Annotated in this window: 20 protein-coding genes; 10 read left to right on the top strand and 10 right to left on the bottom strand. The window is 68.5% G+C overall.

What is annotated here, in order from left to right; genetic code table 11:
- Window positions 1–9: 9 nt before the first annotated feature.
- The gene (locus BR47_RS0118940; RefSeq protein ID WP_020101238.1) at window positions 10–333 is read right to left on the bottom strand and encodes a DUF3349 domain-containing protein; all 324 of its coding nucleotides are present in this window, start codon (window positions 331–333) and stop codon (window positions 10–12) included.
- Between the two features lie 270 nt (window positions 334–603).
- On the opposite strand from BR47_RS0118940, the gene BR47_RS0118935 reads away from it, so the two are divergent.
- From BR47_RS0118935 to BR47_RS0118925, 3 genes are read left to right on the top strand one after another with little or no spacing between them, the layout of a single operon-like run.
- A complete protein-coding gene (locus BR47_RS0118935) occupies window positions 604–1,851 on the top strand; it encodes an inorganic phosphate transporter (RefSeq protein ID WP_029120474.1) in 1,248 nt (415 codons plus the stop codon).
- Between the two features lie 32 nt (window positions 1,852–1,883).
- Window positions 1,884–2,165 carry a hypothetical protein gene (locus BR47_RS0118930; protein WP_020101240.1) on the top strand — a complete coding sequence of 94 codons (282 nt, stop codon included), beginning with the start codon at window positions 1,884–1,886 and terminating at the stop codon, window positions 2,163–2,165.
- 10 nt (window positions 2,166–2,175) lie between these two features.
- On the top strand, window positions 2,176–2,484 hold the full coding sequence (locus BR47_RS0118925) for a DUF3349 domain-containing protein (RefSeq protein WP_020101241.1): 309 nt from the start codon (window positions 2,176–2,178) through the stop codon (window positions 2,482–2,484).
- A gap of 37 nt (window positions 2,485–2,521) precedes the next feature.
- On the opposite strand, the gene BR47_RS0118920 is transcribed toward BR47_RS0118925, so the two are convergent.
- The 5 genes from BR47_RS0118920 to BR47_RS0118900 form a co-directional block, all read right to left on the bottom strand.
- Window positions 2,522–2,911 (bottom strand): VOC family protein, encoded by a 390-nt coding sequence (locus BR47_RS0118920; RefSeq protein ID WP_029120473.1) that lies wholly within the window; start codon window positions 2,909–2,911, stop codon window positions 2,522–2,524.
- Between the two features lie 4 nt (window positions 2,912–2,915).
- Window positions 2,916–3,788, bottom strand: a complete 873-nt coding sequence (locus BR47_RS0118915) for an SDR family oxidoreductase (RefSeq protein WP_029120472.1) — start codon at window positions 3,786–3,788, stop codon at window positions 2,916–2,918.
- Window positions 3,789–3,811: 23 nt separating this feature from the next.
- Window positions 3,812–4,471, bottom strand: coding sequence for a 5,6-dimethylbenzimidazole synthase (gene bluB, locus BR47_RS0118910; RefSeq protein ID WP_029120471.1), 660 nt, complete (start codon window positions 4,469–4,471; stop codon window positions 3,812–3,814).
- Window positions 4,472–4,490: 19 nt separating this feature from the next.
- Window positions 4,491–4,958 carry a hypothetical protein gene (locus BR47_RS0118905; RefSeq protein WP_020101245.1) on the bottom strand — a complete coding sequence of 156 codons (468 nt, stop codon included), beginning with the start codon at window positions 4,956–4,958 and terminating at the stop codon, window positions 4,491–4,493.
- 130 nt (window positions 4,959–5,088) lie between these two features.
- Window positions 5,089–6,006: a 1,4-dihydroxy-2-naphthoyl-CoA synthase gene (locus BR47_RS0118900; RefSeq protein WP_029120470.1), complete on the bottom strand. Its 918-nt coding sequence runs from the start codon at window positions 6,004–6,006 to the stop codon at window positions 5,089–5,091.
- A 101-nt stretch (window positions 6,007–6,107) separates the two neighbouring features.
- On the opposite strand from BR47_RS0118900, the gene BR47_RS0118895 reads away from it, so the two are divergent.
- A complete protein-coding gene (locus tag BR47_RS0118895; RefSeq protein WP_029105169.1) occupies window positions 6,108–6,383 on the top strand; it encodes a hypothetical protein in 276 nt (91 codons plus the stop codon).
- Window positions 6,384–6,456: 73 nt separating this feature from the next.
- Here BR47_RS0118895 and BR47_RS0118890 read toward each other — a convergent pair whose 3' ends face one another.
- Window positions 6,457–6,909, bottom strand: coding sequence for a nitroreductase family deazaflavin-dependent oxidoreductase (locus BR47_RS0118890; RefSeq protein ID WP_020101248.1), 453 nt, complete (start codon window positions 6,907–6,909; stop codon window positions 6,457–6,459).
- Between the two features lie 70 nt (window positions 6,910–6,979).
- Between BR47_RS0118890 and BR47_RS0118885 the strand changes: the two genes are divergently transcribed.
- A complete protein-coding gene (locus BR47_RS0118885; RefSeq protein ID WP_141772267.1) occupies window positions 6,980–7,708 on the top strand; it encodes a hypothetical protein in 729 nt (242 codons plus the stop codon).
- Here the strand turns inward: BR47_RS0118885 and BR47_RS0118880 are convergent, their stop codons facing one another.
- Window positions 7,709–8,977: a CynX/NimT family MFS transporter gene (locus tag BR47_RS0118880; RefSeq protein ID WP_029120469.1), complete on the bottom strand. Its 1,269-nt coding sequence runs from the start codon at window positions 8,975–8,977 to the stop codon at window positions 7,709–7,711. It lies immediately after the preceding gene.
- A 47-nt stretch (window positions 8,978–9,024) separates the two neighbouring features.
- Between BR47_RS0118880 and BR47_RS0118875 the strand changes: the two genes are divergently transcribed.
- Window positions 9,025–9,696 (top strand): FadR/GntR family transcriptional regulator, encoded by a 672-nt coding sequence (locus BR47_RS0118875; RefSeq protein WP_020101251.1) that lies wholly within the window; start codon window positions 9,025–9,027, stop codon window positions 9,694–9,696.
- Between the two features lie 401 nt (window positions 9,697–10,097).
- Here the strand turns inward: BR47_RS0118875 and fadD8 are convergent, their stop codons facing one another.
- Complete coding sequence (gene fadD8, locus BR47_RS0118870; RefSeq protein ID WP_029120468.1) at window positions 10,098–11,699, bottom strand: fatty-acid--CoA ligase FadD8; 1,602 nt, start codon at window positions 11,697–11,699, stop codon at window positions 10,098–10,100.
- 61 nt (window positions 11,700–11,760) lie between these two features.
- Between fadD8 and BR47_RS0118865 the strand changes: the two genes are divergently transcribed.
- From BR47_RS0118865 to BR47_RS0118855, 3 genes are read left to right on the top strand one after another with little or no spacing between them, the layout of a single operon-like run.
- Window positions 11,761–13,371, top strand: coding sequence for an amidohydrolase (locus BR47_RS0118865; RefSeq protein ID WP_020101253.1), 1,611 nt, complete (start codon window positions 11,761–11,763; stop codon window positions 13,369–13,371).
- A 29-nt stretch (window positions 13,372–13,400) separates the two neighbouring features.
- Window positions 13,401–14,975, top strand: coding sequence for a long-chain-fatty-acid--CoA ligase (locus tag BR47_RS0118860; RefSeq protein ID WP_029120467.1), 1,575 nt, complete (start codon window positions 13,401–13,403; stop codon window positions 14,973–14,975).
- 14 nt (window positions 14,976–14,989) lie between these two features.
- On the top strand, window positions 14,990–15,973 hold the full coding sequence (locus BR47_RS0118855; protein ID WP_029120466.1) for an o-succinylbenzoate synthase: 984 nt from the start codon (window positions 14,990–14,992) through the stop codon (window positions 15,971–15,973).
- Here BR47_RS0118855 and BR47_RS0118850 read toward each other — a convergent pair.
- Complete coding sequence (locus tag BR47_RS0118850) at window positions 15,966–16,775, bottom strand: class I SAM-dependent methyltransferase (protein ID WP_029120465.1); 810 nt, start codon at window positions 16,773–16,775, stop codon at window positions 15,966–15,968. The genes BR47_RS0118855 and BR47_RS0118850 overlap by 8 nt on opposite strands.
- A 159-nt stretch (window positions 16,776–16,934) precedes the next feature.
- Between BR47_RS0118850 and BR47_RS0118845 the strand changes: the two genes are divergently transcribed.
- Window positions 16,935–18,374, top strand: coding sequence for a PPE domain-containing protein (locus tag BR47_RS0118845; RefSeq protein ID WP_036427596.1), 1,440 nt, complete (start codon window positions 16,935–16,937; stop codon window positions 18,372–18,374).
- Window positions 18,375–18,389: the final 15 nt, after the last annotated feature.

Raw genomic sequence — 18,389 nt, 5'->3', positions numbered from 1 at the left:
GCAGAACAGCTATGCCACGCCTCCGTCGCCGGGCTCGCCTTCGGCCGGGTCGCGGGGGTCGTCGAGGGGCCAGCCTTTGGCGGCCAGCCGCGCACGCACGCGCTCGACGTCCTCGCCGCGGGGGAGTTCATCGGTGATGCGCGTGATCAGTACGCCGATGTCGATGTCATCGAATTCGCCACGATTCATCAGCCCGCGTGCGACAGACTTGACCTCGTCGTTGGTCAGGCGCCGCGACAGCAGCGCCAACAGCGGCACGCGGTCGGTGGCGGGGATGCCGTCGGGGTATCCGGCCTGCAGCCACGCCACGATCTTGGTGAGAAAAATGTTCATGACGTCACCTCCTCCAGGTCCGGGACGTCCAGCGTCGTCCCTATCGATTGCCGCAATCCTGCGCCCCGAAACGGTAGACGCGGGCCGCGGGCACACCGACACGGTAGTCCTCACGTCCTTGAACAGCGCGTTGGCGGTGGAACCGCGCCTCACGAGCCGATGAACACTCAGTGAACACATTGAACAGAACTGGAAAGAGCCAGGTCGTCATCAGATTTCGGGGTGGCTGTAACTCGCAAAAAACGGCGCTGTTACACCAGAATGAGCGCCATGAGCGCAGAGCTAGTCATCCTGGTGCTGTTGATCGCAACAGCACTGGCATTTGACTTCACGAATGGATTTCACGATACCGGTAATGCCATGGCGACCTCGATCGCCACAGGCGCGCTGAAGCCCAAGACCGCCGTGCTGCTGGCCGGCGTCCTGAACTTGGTCGGCGCGTTCCTGTCAGTCGAGGTCGCCGTCACCGTCACCACCTCGGTGCTGAAGATTCAGGACAGTAAGTCCGGGCACCTACTGAAGTCCATCGACGCATCGACCGGACTCACCATCATCTTCGCCGGCCTCATCGGCGGCATCCTGTGGAACCTCCTCACCTGGCTGTTCGGCATCCCTTCCAGCTCGTCGCACGCGCTCTTCGGCGGACTGATCGGTGCCGGCCTGGCCGCGCTCGGCACCGCGGGCATCAACTGGACCGGTGTCATCCAGAAGGTGCTGATCCCCGCCGTCGCCGCCCCGTTCATCGCGGGCCTCGTGGCCGCCGTCGGAACCTGGCTGGTCTACCGGATCACGCGCAACGTCATCAAGAAGCGCCGGGAAGAAGGCTTCCGTTGGGGCCAGATCGCGACCGCATCGCTCGTCGCGCTGTCCCACGGCACCAACGACGCGCAGAAGACCATGGGTGTCATCGCCCTGGCCCTCATCACCACCGGCCACCTGACCGGCGACGTGAAGAAGGACGGCCTGCCGTTCTGGATCATCGCCTCCTGCGCCCTGGCCATCGGTCTGGGCACCTACATCGGCGGCTGGCGCGTCATCCGCACCCTGGGCAAGGGCCTCGTCGAGATCGAGTCCCCGCAGGGCCTGGCCGCCGAGGCGTCCTCGGCCGCGATCATCCTGAGCTCCAGCGCCGCCGGCATGGCGCTGTCGACCACCCACGTCGCCACCGGTTCGATCCTGGGCAGTGGCGTCGGCAAGCCGGGAGCCTCGGTCCGCTGGGCCGTCGCCGGACGTATGGCCATGGCCTGGCTGATCACGCTGCCGGCCGCGGCGCTGGTCGGTGCGCTGTCGTACTGGCTGTCCTACGGACTGAAGTCCGCCACCGGTTCCGCGCTGGTCGGCGACGGCACGATCTTCGTCATCCTGGTCGCGCTGTCGGGCTTCATGTACTGGCGTGCGCAGCAGCAGAAGGTCGACCACAACAACGTCAACGCCGACTGGGACGCGTCGACCAACTCCGTGGTGCCCGCCGACGTCCGTGACGCCGCTGCCAAGTCGCCCGAATCCGCCGGCGTCTGATTCCCCGCGAACCGAACCAGAAGGAATCACTGATGAATTACGTGGAAGCCATCTTCAAGGTGCTCGTCGTGGGGCTGGTCCTCGGCGCCGGCCTGCCCGCGATCTTCGCGACTGGTCTGGTCGCCTACTCCAACGGAGCCGGCGGCGAGCACTCCGACGGGACGGTCGCGGCGCCCAACCCGGTCCTCAAGTACCTCGGTCTGGCGCTGTTCGTGTTGGTCGGAGCAGTGGTCCTGGCCGCGATCCTGTGGATCACCCGGTCGACGATCATCCACCACACCGGCGTCGACCTGTTCCCCTTCCTGAAGAAGTGAGCCCCCGAAAATGACCGAATCCAACGGATTGTTCGAAAACGTCCTGAAGTGGCTGCGGGCGGGATATCCCGACGGCGTGCCGCCGAAGGACTACTACCCGGTGCTCGCCCTGCTGAAGCGGTCGCTCACGGAGGACGAGGTCGTCGAGGCGGCGCGGTCCATCCTGCGCACCAACGACGGCGAGAGCCCCGTCACCGAGGCCGAGATTCAGGCCGCGATCGCGAACGTCACCAACCAGGAACCCAGCGCTGACGACATCCACCAGGTATCCGCGCGGCTGGCCTCGGTTGGCTGGCCGCTGGCGACGCCGGCTCGCTGACGCGCCGCAGCACACCCCACCCGCGACACCCGGAGTGCTAACTCCGGGTGTCGCGTCGTAGTGGGTGGGTGTCGGGCACCTGGACGAAGATCAAGGTGACCTGATCGGGATCGGTGACATGCAGTTCGTGCAGGCCCCACGGCTCCTGTTGTGCCGCACGGGAGATCGGCACCCCGCGGGCCTCGAGCTCGGCCTGCGTCTGGTAGACATCCCGCACCTGCAGCCACAGCGCCCCCGGGAACGGCGCCGTCGGGCCGTCGTCGGGACGGCCGTGGCCGGCGAGCTCGATGAGTGACTGCCCGGCGTAAAACACTGTGCCGGCACCGTATTCGCGGGCGATGGCCAGGCCGATGGCGTCGCGGTAGAAGGCCACCGACTTCGCGTAGTCGACGGGCCGGATCAGGATGCGGCTGGCGAGGATCTCCATCGCGTCACCCGATCGATTGCGCGCGTCGGCGTTTCATCATCTGGTCGACCACGCCGGGTACGAAACTGTTGAGCGCGTGCGACGTCACCGCGATCCGGGGCGCGATCCGCACCGGACGGGTCTTGGCCGCCGTGATCATCCAGTCGGCGGCCTCGTCGGCCGACAGGCCGGGCATCCCGTCGAAGGCGCGGGTCGGCGCGATCATCGGCGTCTTGACCAATGGATAGAACAGCGTCGAGGAGTGCACTCCGCTTGCGCCCCACTCGGTTTCGATCACCCGGCTCACCGCGGTCAGCGCCGATTTGGAAGCGTTGTAGACCGCGAACAGCGGCGACGACTCGTTCATGACACCCCACGTGGACACGTTGATGATGTGCCCGTCGCCGCGCTCGATCATGCCGGGGGCGAAGCCGCGGATGAGGCGCAGCGGCGAGTAGTAGTTGAGCGTCATGGTGCGTTCGACGTCGTGCCAGCGGTCCAGGGACTCGGCGAGCGGGCGGCGGATCGACCGGCCGGCGTTGTTGATCAGGATGTCGACGCCGCCCAGCTCGGCTTTCACGTCGGTGACCAGTTTGTCGATGGCGTCCATGTCAGACAGGTCGCACGGCCGCGCGATGGCGTCGCCACCGCTGTGGGTGATCCGGGCGGCCACCTTGTCCAGCAGGTCGGCCCGGCGGGCGACGATGACGACCGTCGCTCCGAGGCGCGCGAACTTGGCGGCGGCCGCCTCTCCGATGCCCGACGACGCTCCCGTCAGCACGATGCGTTTCCCGGCCAGGTCGACCTCGCCGTGGCCCGACAACCGTTCGATCAGGGGCGGCCGCATGCCGGCGAGCAGCAGGCTCTCGGCGACGCGCTGTAGCGGACTCTTGCTCACACCCTGAGCTTAGGGCCGGGGCGTCAGCTCGCTCCGGTGACAGGCCAGACGTTGGTGTACACGAGTTCGTCGAGCGGGCGCGCCGTCGTCCAGCCGACGATCTCGAGTTCGGGACGGTCGGGGAACTCCGGTACCGGCCCGACGCACAGCACCGCGATCGGGTCGGCACCCTCGGGCATACCCAGCAGGGCGGCCAGCTCGGCCGGGTCGAACAGCGAAACCCAGCCCAGTCCAAGGCCTTCCGCGCGGGCCGCCAGCCACATGTTCTGAATGGCGCAGGACACCGACGCCAGGTCCATGTAGGGCATGGTGCGGCGGCCGAAGATGTGGCGTTCGCGATCGTCACCGAGGGCCACCACGAAGAGCTCGGCGCAGTCGCCGATGCCCTCGACCTTCAGCGCCAGGAACTCCGCCTCGCGCGGTCCGAGGGCCTCGCCGGTCTGGATGCGCTCGGCATCGACGAGCTTCTTGATCGCCGTGCGGACGGCCGGGTCGGTGATGCGCAGGAAACGCCACGGCTGCATCAGCCCGACACTCGGCGCCGTGTGCGCGGCCTCCAGGATGCGGCGCAGAACCTCTTCGGGCACTGTGGAATTCGGCGTGAAGTGCCGCATGTCCCGACGCTCGGACATGACGCGGTAGACGGCTGCGCGTTCGGCGTCGGAGTAACTCGGCTCGCTCACCCCGGGAGGCTAACAGGGATCAGCGGGATCCGATCGCGTCTGAGTGACGACGGTGGAACCGGCGCGGTGGCTGCTCGACGGGCTTGGTTCGTTTGGGGAAGGCGAACCACGCCGCGAGCGCCACGTTGTAGCCGGTGAGGATCGCGTACAGCACGGTGTCACGTGAGTCGAAACCCAGAGGTCCCGGGCTGTGACTCGAGGTTGCCACCACACACACCGCCGTCACGATGAACCAGCCGACGGCGGCGATGCGGTTGAACAGCGCCGCGCTGCGGCCGAACGCGGCGAAGACGGTCAGCACGCCGACGACGAGCAGCAGCGAGCAGTGCAGCGGCGTCACCCGCAGCCACATGATCGGCGCCCCGGCGGCACCGAAATGCGGGTTCGCCATGGACCAGGCCAGGCCGGCGCCGCCGAAGACGCCCAGCGCGAAACCCTCGACCCCCAGCGCCCACTGGCCGATTCGCGCTCGCGTCCCGACGTCCACGCCCCAAGTGTGACGCGCGGTGCCCGCCGTCGACGCGCGCCTAAGCGGATACACAGCGCACTCATGGGAAAGCACACAGCGGGCTGTCGTCCGTATGGCGGACAGCACCGCGGCAGGACCCCGGCGAACCTCAGAAGTAGCGCGGGAACTCGCTCCAGTCCGGGTCGCGCTTCTGGAGGAACGCGTCCCGGCCCTCGACGGCTTCGTCGGTCATGTAGGCCAGTCGGGTGGCCTCGCCGGCGAAGATCTGCTGGCCCACCAGGCCGTCGTCGAGCAGGTTGAACGCGAACTTCAGCATCCGGATGGCCTGCGGCGACTTGCCGTTGATCTCGGTGGCCCATTGCAGCGCAACGGTTTCCAGGTCCTTGTGGTCCACGACCTCGTTGACGGCGCCCATCTTGTGCATGGTCTCGGCGTCGTAGGCGCGGCCCAGGAAGAAGATCTCGCGGGCGAACTTCTGCCCGGTCTGCCGCGCCAGGTACGCGCTGCCGTAGCCGCCGTCGAAGCTGCCGACGTCGGCGTCGGTCTGCTTGAAGCGGGCGTGTTCGCGGCTGGCCAGGGTCAGGTCGCAGACCACGTGCAGGCTGTGGCCGCCGCCGGCCGCCCAGCCGTTGACGAGGCAGATCACGGGCTTGGGCATGAACCGGATGAGCCGCTGCACCTCGAGGATGTGCAGCCGCCCGGCGCGGGCCGGGTCGACGGACTCGGCGGTCTCGCCGGACGCGTACTGGTAACCGCTGCGGCCGCGGATGCGCTGGTCGCCACCGGAGCAGAAGGCCCAGCCGCCGTCCTTCGGCGACGGTCCGTTGCCGGTGAGCAGGATGACGCCGACGTCGGGGCTCATTCGGGCGTGGTCGAGGGCGCGGTACAGCTCGTCGACGGTGTGCGGCCGGAAGGCGTTGCGGACCTCGGGCCGGTCGAAGGCGATCCGGACCGTCGGCTGCGGCTTACCGTCCAGCACGTGGCGGTGGTAGGTGATGTCGGTGAGTTCACCGAGGTCGGTCACCGGCTGCCAGAGCTGCGGGTCAAACGGATTGTCTGCGTTCACGCCTCGACCTTAGAGCCGACGGTGTTTGGCCCGCGCCACCCAGGGGTACTAGATCGGACACAAACAGCGGCCGTTCGCGGCCCGAATACAGGAGGACCTTGATGAAGCGGTCAGCAGGCGTGGTGGTGTCGAGTGTCATTGCCGGACTGATGCTGGTCGGATGCTCGCCGGCCGTGCAGGGCGGCGACACCAAGTGCAAGGACTTCGTCGGCGCCGACGAGAAGACGCAGAACGAAGCGGTCAACAAGATGATCAAGGACCGCAAGGGCGCCGATCCGTCGTCGCTGGAGGTGTCGGGGACGCGCGCGTCGGCGCTGGCCTGGTGTCAGACGGTCGGCCAGCAGGACGCCCCGATCAAGAACGCGCCGCACATCTAGCCGGCTACCGAGCGTGGGGGCTGACGCGGAAATTCGTCCAGAATTTCGCGTCAGCCCCCACGCTCGTCGGTGTCTAGACGGGGTCGAACCGGAACACCGCGCAGCGGCCGGCGAGCGCTTCGAATTCGTCGGGGTTGGGCCCGGTCACGAGGCCGGCGTTCTTCATGAAGCCGACGCCCGTCGGCACCAGGATGGGGAACTGCCGCAACAGCGGGCGGGCTTCTTCGGCGGGCACCTCGAACAGCCGGACCTCTTCGTGGTGCCGGCCCTGGGTCACGGTCGCGGTGGCGGCGGCGCGCGCGTTGCGCACCCAGTCGGCGTTCGGGAACCCGCCCACCACGTAGCGCCGGCCGTCGACCTCGAACGGGGTGATGGGCGTCGACCGCGGTTCACCGGACTTGCGGCCGGGCACGGTCAGCACCACGGGGCCCTTGATCGGGACCACCCGCATGACCGCCATCATCACCTTGTTCATGGGCTTGAGCCACCAGGGTGGCTTGAGATTCGCGTCGCTGTCCGGGGCCATGACCCGAGGCTAGACGAGGCGCCGAAACCGCGCTGGCGTGCTATGTTCGCCCAGCTGAAGGAGGGTTTCGATGTCGAATCAGTGGCCCCCCGGGCAATTCGGGCCTGGGCAGTTCGGACCCGGCCAACCACCGGGTCAACCGTATGGGCCCAACCCGTACGGCGCTCCCGGTGTGCCGCCGAACGTGCCCTATCCGCAGTACCCGCAGCCGCAGTACCCCCAGCCCGCGGGTTACGGCGCACCCATGCCCGCCGGACCCGCCGGCCCATCCGGCGTCACGGCGATCATCGCCGCGGTGCTCAGCATGCTCGGCGCCGTGTCGACAGCGTTCCAGGCGTTCTCCAGCTGGTACGCGGTCGCGACGCTCGGCGCGTTGACCAGTTCCTACGCGAGCGAAGTGAAATCCAGCCTGATGAGCCTGACCACCGGCATGGCGTTCGTGCAGACGGTCGTGGCGATCGCGCTGCTCGTCGGCGGCGTGCTGCTGATTCTCGGGCGTGGGGTGGGCCGCTGGATCGTCATGGGCGGTTGCACCGTCGTGGTGCTGTCGAACGTCATCGGTGTGTTCGCCGCACTCACGATCCTCAAGCGGCTCGACACGACGCTCGGTGGTGGCTACGAAGGACTGCCGGGGATGGCGGGCGTATCGGTGTTGAGCGCCGCGATACCGATCGTGTTCGCGGTCGCCACCGGCGTGCTGGCCGCGCTGAATTCGACGCAGCAGTGGTGCCGGTGGAAGAGCGGGCAGGCGGCGCCCGTCGCTCCCACCGGCTACCCGGGCTATCCGCCGCAGTACTAGCTAGACGTAGCGGTTGCGTCCGGCGAACCAGCCGGCCGTCAACTGCACCGCGTAGACGGTGAAGAACAACACGAACGGGACGTGCCAGTCGCCGGACATGTCGTGCAGCAGCCCGAACAGGAACGGGCCGGTGCTGGCGAACAGGTAGCCGAAGCCCTGCGCCATCCCCGAGAGCTGTGCGGTGTCCTCGGCGTTGCGGGCGCGCAGCGCGATGATGGTCAGCGCCAGCGAGAACGCGCTCAACCCGATGCCGATCATCGTGCTCCACAGCACCGGAGCTGCCATCGGCGCGATCAGCAGGCCGATGGTGCCGGATACACCCAGCACACCGAGGCCGACGTTCCACAGGCTCTGGTGTGTCGTGCGGGCGGCCAGCGGCGAGATCAGGAGCGCGATCGGGACGCCGATCAGGGACATCACCCCGGACATCACGCCGGCACTGGTCTTGTCCATGCCGTTGTCGATGAAAATCTGTGGGAGCCAACCCATCATGACGTAGGCCAGGAACGACTGGCTGCCCATGTAGACCGTCACCGTCCACGCGAGCGGGTTGCGCAACAGCGAGCGGCGTCTGGTGGCCTGTGCCGCGGTGGCGGCCCAGTCGGTGCGGTGGCGCCGGGCCGCGGGGACCCACAGCAGCAGCGCGGCCAGCGCGAGGGCCGCCCAGATGACCAGCGACGGACGCCAGCCGCCGACGCTCTGTTCGACGGCCGGGGTGACCGCGGCACCGAAGGCGCCGCCGGCCTGCAGTGCGCTGGTGTAGATGCCCGTCATCAGGCCGACGCGGGCGGGGAACGAACTCTTGATGACCACCGGGATCAGCACGTTCGCCAGCGCGATGCCCGACGAGGCGAGCAGGGTGGCGCCGAGCATGAGGCCGCCGTCGCCGAACGGTCGCACCATCAGTCCGACGGCCAGTGCCAGCAGTGCGAGCGTGACGGTCCGGCCCAGGCCGAGTCGTTTGGACAGCAATGGCGCGGTGGCGCCGGCGGCCGAGAAGCACAGCACGGGCAGGGTGGTCAGGATGCCGGCCCAGACCGATGACACCCCGAGTGCGGTGCGCATCTCGCCGAGCAGGGGAGCGACGCTGGTGACCGACGGCCGCAGATTCAGCGCGGTGACGACGACGGCGAGGGCCAGCAGGACGCCGCTGGCGAGACGCGTGTTCGGGCTTGCCGGGATGTCGGTGATCTCGATGGCACCATCGAGCTCGAGTGCCAATTCATCTTCGTAACGGGCGTGTGGGGTTCCGTTCACGGCAGCACTCATCCTGCTAGGATGCCATACATCCTATGATTGGTTGAAAGGATGATTGCGTGGCGCTGAACACAGCCCGCCGGGCCGGCTTGGTCGAGCAGGTCATCGAACAGCTCCGGGGCTCGGTCGCGGACGGGGAATGGCCCGTTGGACATCGCATCCCGAACGAGACCGATCTCGTCGAAGCCCTCGGGGTCGGCCGCAACACCGTGCGCGAGGCCGTGCGGGCACTGGCGCATGCCGGACTGTTCGAGGTGCGGCAGGGCGACGGCACGTACGTCCGCGCCACCAGCGAGGTGTCGGGCGCGCTGCGCCGGCTGTGCAGCGACGAGCTGCGCGATGTGCTGCAGGTGCGCCGCGGGCTGGAAGTGGAAGGCGCGCGCCTCGCCGCCACCAACCGGACCGACGACGATCTCGCCACCCTGCGCCGGCTGCTGGACGGCCGCGACGATGAGCAGCGGGCCGGTCATCACGACGAATTCGTCCACGCCGACACCGAATTCCACTGCGCCGTCATGCGCGCGTCGGGCAACACCATGCTCATCGATCTGTACCTCGGGCTCATCGAGGTCATCACCGCGAGCGTGTCCGTCATGAACGAGACGCCCGTCGAGACCGAGTTCGAGGACCATCACCGGCTGCTCGACCGCATCGTCGCCGCCGACCCGGACGGCGCGGCCGCCGCGGCAGCGGTGCTCTTCGACCGCCTCCTGGCGGGATTGCCCACCTAGCGCGAGCAGTCCCCGCAAGCGGGCGGAACCCCGTGGGTGGGTTGTGCTGAGGATTGGTGCCAGTATCGGGCAGTAATCCTCAGCGTAGTTGCATGGGTGATGCCCTGTGGCCCTCGTGGCGCAAACCATCGGGTAAACGGCGCCCGCAGTTCAAGGATCAACTGCAACAGCCGCTTAACCCTCGGATCCCAGTCACCAGGTGACTGGGATCCGAGGGTTAAGCCAGTCGAGTTCGCTCAGGCGGACATCGGCGACGGGAAGCGCAGAATCGCCCGGCAGCCCATCCACCCATGGACGCATCGTCGACTGACACCCGACGCGACGGCCGGTAGGCGACCCACGGAAAACGTTGGTAGAGCGCCTTTTCCGCCGGAAACGACAGTTTTACGTCTCGGTAGGGGCTAGCCGACAGAGCGTTCCGAGCCGGCCCAGAACTGCGCCCGGACGGCCTTCTTGTCGGGCTTGCCGAGGGCCGTCACCGGCACGGCGTCGGCGATGACGACCTGCTTCGGCGACTGCACCGAGCCCTTGCGTTCCTTGACCGCGGCCTGAATCTCGGCCGTCATCTTCGCGATGGCCTCCTCGGAGCGGTCGGCGTCGGGACGCAGCACGACGACGGCCGTCACCGCCTCGCCCCACTTCTCGTCCGGGGTGCCGACGACGCAGACCTGGGCGATCGAAGGATGTTCGGCGACAACGTCTTCCACCTCACGCGGGAACACGTTGAAGCCGCCGGTGACGATCATGTCCTTGGTCCGGTCGACGATGAACCAGAACCCGTCCTCGTCCTCGCGGGCCAGGTCGCCGGTGTGCATCCAGCCGTCCTTGAAGGTGTCGGCGGTGGCCTCCGGCAGATTCCAGTAGCCACCCGACAGCAGTGGGCCGGACACGCAGATCTCGCCGACCTCGCCCTGCTTGACGGGTTGGCCGTCGTCGCCGAGCAGCGCGGTCCGCGCGAACAGCGTCGGCCGACCGCAGGACGTCAGCCGCTTCTCGTCGTGCTCGCCCTTGGCCAGGTAGGTGATGACCATGGGGGCCTCGGACTGGCCGTAGTACTGCGCGAAGATCGGGCCGAACCGGCGGATGGCCTCGGAGAGGCGCACCGGGTTCATGGCGGAGGCGCCGTAGTAGACGGTCTCCAGCGACGACAGGTCGCGCGTGTGCGAATCGGGGTGGTCCATCAGCGCGTAGATCATCGACGGCACGAGCATGGTCGCGGTGATCTTCTGCTCTTCGATGACCCGCAGCACTTCGGCGGGATCGAACTTCTTGAGCACGATCAGCTCGCCGCCCTTGACGATGGTCGGGGTGAAGAACGCGGCGCCGGCATGCGACAGGGGAGTGCACATCAGGAAGCGGGGATGCTCGGGCCACTCCCATTCGGCCAGCTGGATGGTCGTCATGGTGCTGATGGACTGCGTCGTGCCGATGACGCCCTTGGGCTTGCCGGTGGTGCCACCGGTGTAGGTCAGTCCGCCGACGTGATCAGGCGCCAGGTCGGCGGCCTTCAGCGGCTGTGGCTCGTACTTCGCGGCTTCGGCGGCCAGGTCGATGGCCGAGCCGATCAGCTCGTCCGGCACCGGGCCGATGGTCAGGATCTGCTTGAGCGACGGGACCTTCTCGAGCAGGCCGATGGCCCGTTCCACGAACGCCTCGGTGGGGTCGATGATCAGGGTCGTGACGCCGGCGTCGGTCAGGACGTAGGCGTGATCGTCCAGCGAGCCGAGAGGGTGTAGTGCGGTGCGCCGGTAGCCCTGGGTCTGGCTGGCGCCGATGATCATCAGCACCTCGGGCCGGTTGAGGGACAGCAGGCCGCTGCTGGCGCCCGAGCCGGCGCCGAGCGCCTCGAAGGCCTGAATGTACTGGCTGATGCGGTCGGCGAGCTGGCCGCCGGTCAGTGTGGTGTCGCCGAGGAACAGGACCGGCTTGTCTTTGTTGCGCTTGAGGGCGCCCACCGTCAAGTGCCCGGAATGCAGGGGATGGCGCAGCAGCTCGTCACTCATGACCTAAGACTAGAACGTGTTCTAGTCCGTAGGTCAAGCCCTGCGGTCTAGCATCCACCTCATGGCCAGCCCTGCCGACCTCGTCATCGCCGGAAACATCGTGACCGTCGACCCCGGCCGACCCACCGCCGAGGCGCTCGCCGTCACCGACGGCCGGATCGTGGCCATCGGATCGCGCGACGACGTGCAGCCGTGGATCGGTGCCGACACCGAGGTCCGGGAGGTCGCCGGGTGCGTACTGCCCGGGTTCGTCGAGGCGCACGGCCACCCGCTGATGGAGGCCGTGGTGCTCGGCGGCCGCATCGTCGACATCCGGCCGGTGACGATGCCGAACGCCGACGACGTCGTCGCCGCGATCCATGCCGAGGTCGCCGCCCGCGGCGCCGATGGCGCCTACCTGAACGGCTGGGACCCGCTGCTGCAACAGGGGCTGCCCGAGCTGACCCTGGCCTGGCTGAACGCGGCGGCACCCGACACCCCGCTGGTGATCGTGCACAACTCCGGACACAAGGCGTACTTCAATTCTGCCGCCGCGGCGAAATCCGGCCTGACCCGCGACACCCCGGACCCGCACGGCGCCAAGTACGGCCGCGACGCCGACGGTGAGCTCGACGGCACCGCGGTGGAGACCGCCGCCGTCTTCCCGCTCGTGACGGGCGTGATGTCGCCGACCGACTATCCGGCGTTGCTGCTCGCCGAATGCGCGCGGCTGAACCAGGCCGGTCTGACGACGTGCTCGGAGATGGCGTTCGACCCGATGTTCCGGCCGGTCCTGGAGCAGATGCGCGACAAGCTCACCGTGCGGCTGCGCACCTACGAGATGTCCACCGCGGCGCTGCACACCGACGCGTCGCCCGACAACGGCGACGACATGGTCCGGCAGGCCGGCATCAAGATCTGGGTCGACGGGTCCCCGTGGGTCGGCAACATCGACCTGACGTTCCCGTACCTGGACACCGAGGCCACCCGCACCATCGGCGTCGTGCCCGGGTCATGCGGCCACGCCAACTACACCCGCGAGCAGCTCGCCGAGATCGTCGGCACCTTCTTCCCGCAGGGCTGGCAGATGGCGTGTCACGTGCACGGCGACCACGGTGTCGACACCATCCTCGATGTGTATGAAGAAGCGCTGCAACGCTGGCCGCGCGACGATCACCGGCTGCGGCTCGAGCACGTCGGCGCCATCACGCCGGCGCAGCTGCAGCGCGCCCATGATCTCGGCGTCACGTGCAGCGTGTTCGTCGACCAGCTCCACTACTGGGGCGACGTCATCGTCGACGGCCTCTTCGGCCCGGAAAAGGGCGACGTGTGGATGCCGGCCGGGTCCGCGGTCGCGACCGGCATGCGGATCTCGCTGCACAACGACCCGCCCGTGACGCCCGAGGAGCCGCTGCGCAACATCAGCGTCGCGGCCACCCGGACCGCCCCCAGCGGACGCGTGCTGGCGCCGCAGGAACGGCTGACCGTCGACCAGGCGATCCGGGCGCAGACCATCGACGCGGCCTGGCAGCTGTTCTCCGACGACGTCATCGGTTCGCTGGAAGTCGGCAAGTACGCAGACCTGGTGGTGCTGTCCGGCGATCCGCGCACGGTGCCACCGGAAGACGTCGCTGACCTGGAAGTCCTCGCGACTTACCTGGCAGGACAACAGGTTCACGCCAAAGCCGACTGAGCGCGCGGCAGACGTGGCAGGCTCAGCACATGACTGAACTGTCGGCACCCCGATTCCTCGATGAACGTGTTGCCCACTGGGCCGCGACCAAGCCAGACGAAGAAGCGATCACCTACCTGGGCCGGACCTGGACGTGGTCGCAGTGGAACGACCGGATCCGCCGCCTCGCCGGTGCGCTGCAGGCCTGGGGCATCAAACGCGGGGACGTCGTGGCGTTCCTGGACAAGAACCACCCGGCGTGTGTCGAGCTGACGCTGGCCGCGGCGTCGCTGGGCGCCGCCAACGCCATCATCAACTTCCGCCTGGCCGCCGACGAGCTGGACTTCGTGCTGAACGACTGCGGCGCAAAGGTTCTCATCGTGGGCGCCGAATTGCGGCCGGCGGTCGACGCCATCACGGACAAGCTGACGGCCGTCGAGCACATCGTCAGCGTGACGCCCGAGGGCGGCGACGGTGACGAGTACGAGGCGCTGCTCGCCGGTGCGACCCCGGTGGATCGGTCGCCCGACGTCCAGCCCGACGACGTCAGCATCATCATGTACTCCTCGGGCACGACGGGCCGCCCGAAGGGCGTCGCGCTCACGCAGGCCAACATGATCGCGCACACCATCAACGCCTTCGAGGGCTGGACGGCGGAAGCCGGTGACAAGAACCTGGTGGCGATGCCGCTGTTCCACGTCGGTGGTTCGTCCTACGTGCAGTACGGGTTGCACAACGGCGTGCCGAGCTACATGACGCGCGACGCCGACGGTGCGTCGCTCGCCGGCGGCATCCTGAACGGTGCCAACCGCACGTTCCTCGTGCCGGCGGTGCTGGCCAAGGTGCTCGAGTCCGGTCCGGACGCGGTGAAGTTGTTCAGCGCGCTGAAGACGTACGCCTACGGCGCCTCGCCGATGCCGCTGCCGCTGCTGCGCCAGGCCTTGACGGCGTGGCCCGAGACCGAGTTCATCCAGGTGTACGGCCTGACCGAGGTCTGCGGCGTCGTCAGCCGGCTGATGCCCGAGGACCACCGCGCCGACAACGAGGAGCGACTGGTCAGCGCCGGCGTGCTGATTCCACAAGCCGAGGTCCGCGTGGTGAACCCGGAGACCCTGGACGACGCGCCCGCTGGTGAACAGGGCGAATTGTGGTTCCGCACACCGACATTGATGAAGGAATACCTGAACCGGCCCGACGCGACGGCCGAGGCCATCACGGCCGACGGCTGGTTCCGCACCGGCGACATCGGCCGCGTCGACGCCGACGGCTACATCTTCGTCGAGGACCGGCTCAAGGACATGATCATCTCCGGCGGCGAGAACATCTACTCCATCGAGGTGGAGCGGGTGCTCGCCGAGCACCCGGCGGTGTCCGAGGTCGCGATCATCGGCGTGCCCGACGAGAAGTGGGGCGAGTCGGTGAAAGCCGTTGTGACGCTGGAGGGTTCGGGAGACGGGGTGTCGGATGCCGACCTCATCGCCTTCGCCCGCGAACGCCTCGCCGCCTACAAGTGTCCGAAGACCATCGACTTCGTCGACGACATGCCGCGCAACCCCACCGGCAAGATCCTCAAGAAGGAACTCCGCAAGCCGTACTGGGACGGTCGGGACCGCGCCACCGTGTGAGGCACGATGGAGGGGTGCTACCCGCTCCGCCCACACTCGACGAACTGCTCGAGCGCCTGTACGTCGTCTCACTGCCGATGCGGGTCCGGTTCCGTGGCATCGACGTTCGTGAAGTCGCGCTGATCGAAGGGCCGTGTGGCTGGGGTGAATTCGGCGCGTTCGTCGAGTACGGCGCAGCGGAGGCGGCGCACTGGCTCGCGTCCGGCATCGAGGCGGCCTACCGGCCGTCACCGGCGCCGGTGCGCGACCGCATCCCGATCAACGCCACCGTGCCCGCCGTCGACGCGGCGCGGGTGCCCGGGGTGCTGGCCCGCTTCCCGGGTGCCCGGACCGCCAAGGTGAAGGTGGCCGAACCGGGGCAGACGCTGGCCGACGACGTGGCCCGCGTCGAGGCCGTCCGTGCCCTGGTGCCGGTGGTGCGGGTGGACGCCAACGGCGGCTGGACCGTTCGTGAAGCGGAGGCGGCGGCACGGGCACTGACCGCTTCGGGGCCTCTCGAGTACCTGGAACAACCCTGCGCCACGGTGGCGGAACTGGCCGAACTGCGGCGTCTGGTCGACGTGCCCGTGGCCGCCGACGAATCCATCCGCAAGGCCTCCGACCCGTTGCGCGTCGTACGCGAGCGCGCGGCCGACATCGCGGTGGTCAAGGTGGCGCCGCTGGGCGGGGTCTCCCGGTTGTTGGACGTGGCCGCGCAGATCGACATCCCGATCGTGGTGTCGAGTGCGCTGGATTCCGCGGTCGGCATGACGCGCGGGCTCCTGGCCGCCGGCTGCCTGCCGACGCTGCAACATGCGTGCGGCTTGGGCACCGGAGGGTTGTTCGTCGACGACGTCGCGGACGTGGCACCGCCGGTCGACGGGTTCCTGCCCGTCGGCCCGGTGGCGCCGGACCCGGCCCGGTTGACCGGCCTGGCGGCCGCCCCCGCGCGCCGGGACTGGTGGATCGAGCGCGTCCGCGCGTGCTACCCGCTGCTGGGGTCTTTGTCCGTCAATTGAATTCGACGAGCGTCACCGGTGCGCGGAAGCGCGCCAGTGCCGGCAAGCGGTAGGACTGCCGGGTGACCCACGGCACGAGCGTGCCGCGGCCGGCCGGGTAGCGCAGTTCGCGTAGCGCGCGGACTCCGGGGATGACCTGCAACCGTGGGTACTGGTCGGCGGTGAACCAGAAGGGCATCGCGGGTGCGGTGTAGTTCGCACTGAGCCGGAAGCCGCGGCGCTGTGAATACGCGCTCAGGAACCGCGGCACGCTGTCAAAGGCCAACTGCCCGTGGGGAAACCGTTCGGCACAGGCGGCGATGAGGCTGAAGACGACGTCCTCGGTCAGATACTGGAACAGGCCTTCGGCGGTGATCAGCACACCGTCGGTAGCGTCGACGGCGTCCAACCAGGAGTGGTCCAGCGCGGACTGCGCGCGATGGCCCAGCCGCTCGGACGCCGGGAGCAACTGCTGCCGGAGTGCGATGATCGGCGCCAAATCGACTGACAACCAGGTCATTTCACCGTTGTCCACGCGCCAGAAGCTGGTCTGCAGACCCTCCGCCAATGCCACGACGGTCGCGCGCGGGTGGACGGCCAGATAGTCGCGGGTGACATCGTCGAACACGAGGGCCCGCAGTGCGGTGGCCTGATGGGTGCGGCCGAAATCCTGGTAGTCGTAGTCGAGGCCGTCGCGCAGCGTGATCGCCATCGGGTCGTCGATGATGCCGTCGGGGCGGGCGGCCTCGGTGGCGCGCTGGTGCAAGGTGAGGAGCGCGGTTTCGGATACGCCGTCGAGATGACGGGCGTCGATGACTGACATGGCCCCACCGTACGTCCGGCGATCACGTCGGCAGCACCGGCCCCGGGAACGGCATTTCCGGAGCATCGCGATATCCGGCTGCGGCATAGGAGATTTCGATGGGTCGGGAACTTTCTCGAAGCGCCGCCCGACTAGCTGACAGTGACCGCACCGATTTGGCTGGCGCTACCGCCGGAAGTGCATTCGGCGCTCCTGGCAGCCGGCCCGGGGCCGGGTTCGCTGCTGGCTGCCGCCGCGCAATGGCACCAGCTCAGCGTGCAGTACGGCGAGGCGGCCGCCGAGTTGTCGGCCATCCTGGCCGACGTGCACGCGGGCAGCTGGGAGGGACCCAGCGCCGTTCAGTACGTCGCCGCGCACGTGCCCTATCTGGCCTGGCTGGAGGAGTCCGCCGCGGCGTCGGCCGCCACGGCGGCGCAGCACGAGACCGTGGCCGCTGCCTACGGCACCGCTGTCGCGACCATGCCGACATTGGTCGAATTGGCGGCCAATCATGTGACCAACGCCGCACTGGTGGCGACGAACTTCTTCGGTATCAACACAATTCCCATCGCGATCAACGAAGCCGACTACGCGCGCATGTGGGTGCAGGCGGCCGACACCATGATCGTCTACCAGGCGGTCAGCGAATCGGCGACGGCCGCGGTGCCGCCTCCGCAGCCGGCGCCGTCGATCGTGGCGCCCGGTGGTGAGGCCCGGCAGCCGATGCCGAACACGCCCGCCGCACCCAGCCAACCGCTGAGCGACCTCTGGAAATTCCTGTCGCAACTGGGTACGGCCGGTCAGATCGACCAGATGCTCGAGAACTTCACGCGCTTCTTCCAGCAGCTGGGCTTCAATCCCGCCACGTCCGCGGTGCTGGCCCTGGTGGCGCTGACGCTCTATGACATGCTCTGGTACCCCTACTACGCCTCCTATGGGTTGCTGCTGGCCCCGTTCTTCGCGCCGGCACTCAGTGCGCTCGCGGCGCTGGCGCTGGTGAAATCGCCGCTGCCGCCGGCCATGGACGCGGCGCCGGTGCCTGCCGAACCTGCTGTCGCCCAGCCTGTGTCCGCCGCGCCGCGCGCTCAGGGTGTGCCCGTCGTCCCCGGTATTCACGTCGGTGTGCCGCAGGCTTCCGGCCCGTCCGCGCCGGCGCCGACCACCGCCGGCACCGGCAGTGCCGTACCCGCACCCAACCTGGTCTACGCCGTGCCCGGGCTGCCGCGACAGGGGGTGGGCCCGGGGCCGGAGTCCGGCAGTGAATCGCCCGATGTCAGCACTGATACCGTCAGTGCCGCGGCGCCCGCTCGTGCCGTGGCCGGCGTCCGCGACCGGGCCAAACGGGTGGGTCGTGCCCGGCGCGGTGCACGTGGCTATCGCGATGAGCTTCCGGAGATGAAAGCCGATCTGCCTGGTGGCGGCGACAATTCGCCGAGCGCGCCCGCCATCACCGCGAGTGTGCGCGGTGCCGGTCCGGTGGGGTTCACCGGTGCGGTGACCACAGCGAGCACTGCGCCCACCGGAATGGTGGAGCGGATGCCGGCAGATGCGGACCCGTCGGCGCCCCTGCTTCCTGGCACCTGGGACTCCGGCACGGCGGATGGGTCTCAGCAGCGCTGACGCGAATTGTGAAGC

Source organism: Mycobacterium sp. UNC410CL29Cvi84 (genome assembly GCF_000686745.1).
Classification (GTDB): domain Bacteria; phylum Actinomycetota; class Actinomycetes; order Mycobacteriales; family Mycobacteriaceae; genus Mycobacterium; species Mycobacterium mucogenicum_B.
This window is presented reverse-complemented; position numbering and strand designations above follow the sequence as displayed.

Excerpts from the sequence above, each read along its gene's own strand:
- BR47_RS0118940 (WP_020101238.1), bottom strand. The coding sequence starts at position 333 with ATGAACATTTTTCTCACCAAGATCGTGGCGTGGCTGCAGGCCGGATAC.
- BR47_RS0118935 (WP_029120474.1), top strand. The coding sequence starts at position 604 with ATGAGCGCAGAGCTAGTCATCCTGGTGCTGTTGATCGCAACAGCACTG.
- BR47_RS0118930 (WP_020101240.1), top strand. The coding sequence starts at position 1,884 with ATGAATTACGTGGAAGCCATCTTCAAGGTGCTCGTCGTGGGGCTGGTC.
- BR47_RS0118925 (WP_020101241.1), top strand. The coding sequence starts at position 2,176 with ATGACCGAATCCAACGGATTGTTCGAAAACGTCCTGAAGTGGCTGCGG.
- BR47_RS0118920 (WP_029120473.1), bottom strand. The coding sequence starts at position 2,911 with ATGGAGATCCTCGCCAGCCGCATCCTGATCCGGCCCGTCGACTACGCG.
- BR47_RS0118895 (WP_029105169.1), top strand. The coding sequence starts at position 6,108 with ATGAAGCGGTCAGCAGGCGTGGTGGTGTCGAGTGTCATTGCCGGACTG.
- BR47_RS0118890 (WP_020101248.1), bottom strand. The coding sequence starts at position 6,909 with ATGGCCCCGGACAGCGACGCGAATCTCAAGCCACCCTGGTGGCTCAAG.
- BR47_RS0118885 (WP_141772267.1), top strand. The coding sequence starts at position 6,980 with ATGTCGAATCAGTGGCCCCCCGGGCAATTCGGGCCTGGGCAGTTCGGA.
- BR47_RS0118880 (WP_029120469.1), bottom strand. The coding sequence starts at position 8,977 with ATGAGTGCTGCCGTGAACGGAACCCCACACGCCCGTTACGAAGATGAA.
- fadD8 (WP_029120468.1), bottom strand. The coding sequence starts at position 11,699 with ATGAGTGACGAGCTGCTGCGCCATCCCCTGCATTCCGGGCACTTGACG.
- BR47_RS0118865 (WP_020101253.1), top strand. The coding sequence starts at position 11,761 with ATGGCCAGCCCTGCCGACCTCGTCATCGCCGGAAACATCGTGACCGTC.
- BR47_RS0118860 (WP_029120467.1), top strand. The coding sequence starts at position 13,401 with ATGACTGAACTGTCGGCACCCCGATTCCTCGATGAACGTGTTGCCCAC.
- BR47_RS0118850 (WP_029120465.1), bottom strand. The coding sequence starts at position 16,775 with ATGTCAGTCATCGACGCCCGTCATCTCGACGGCGTATCCGAAACCGCG.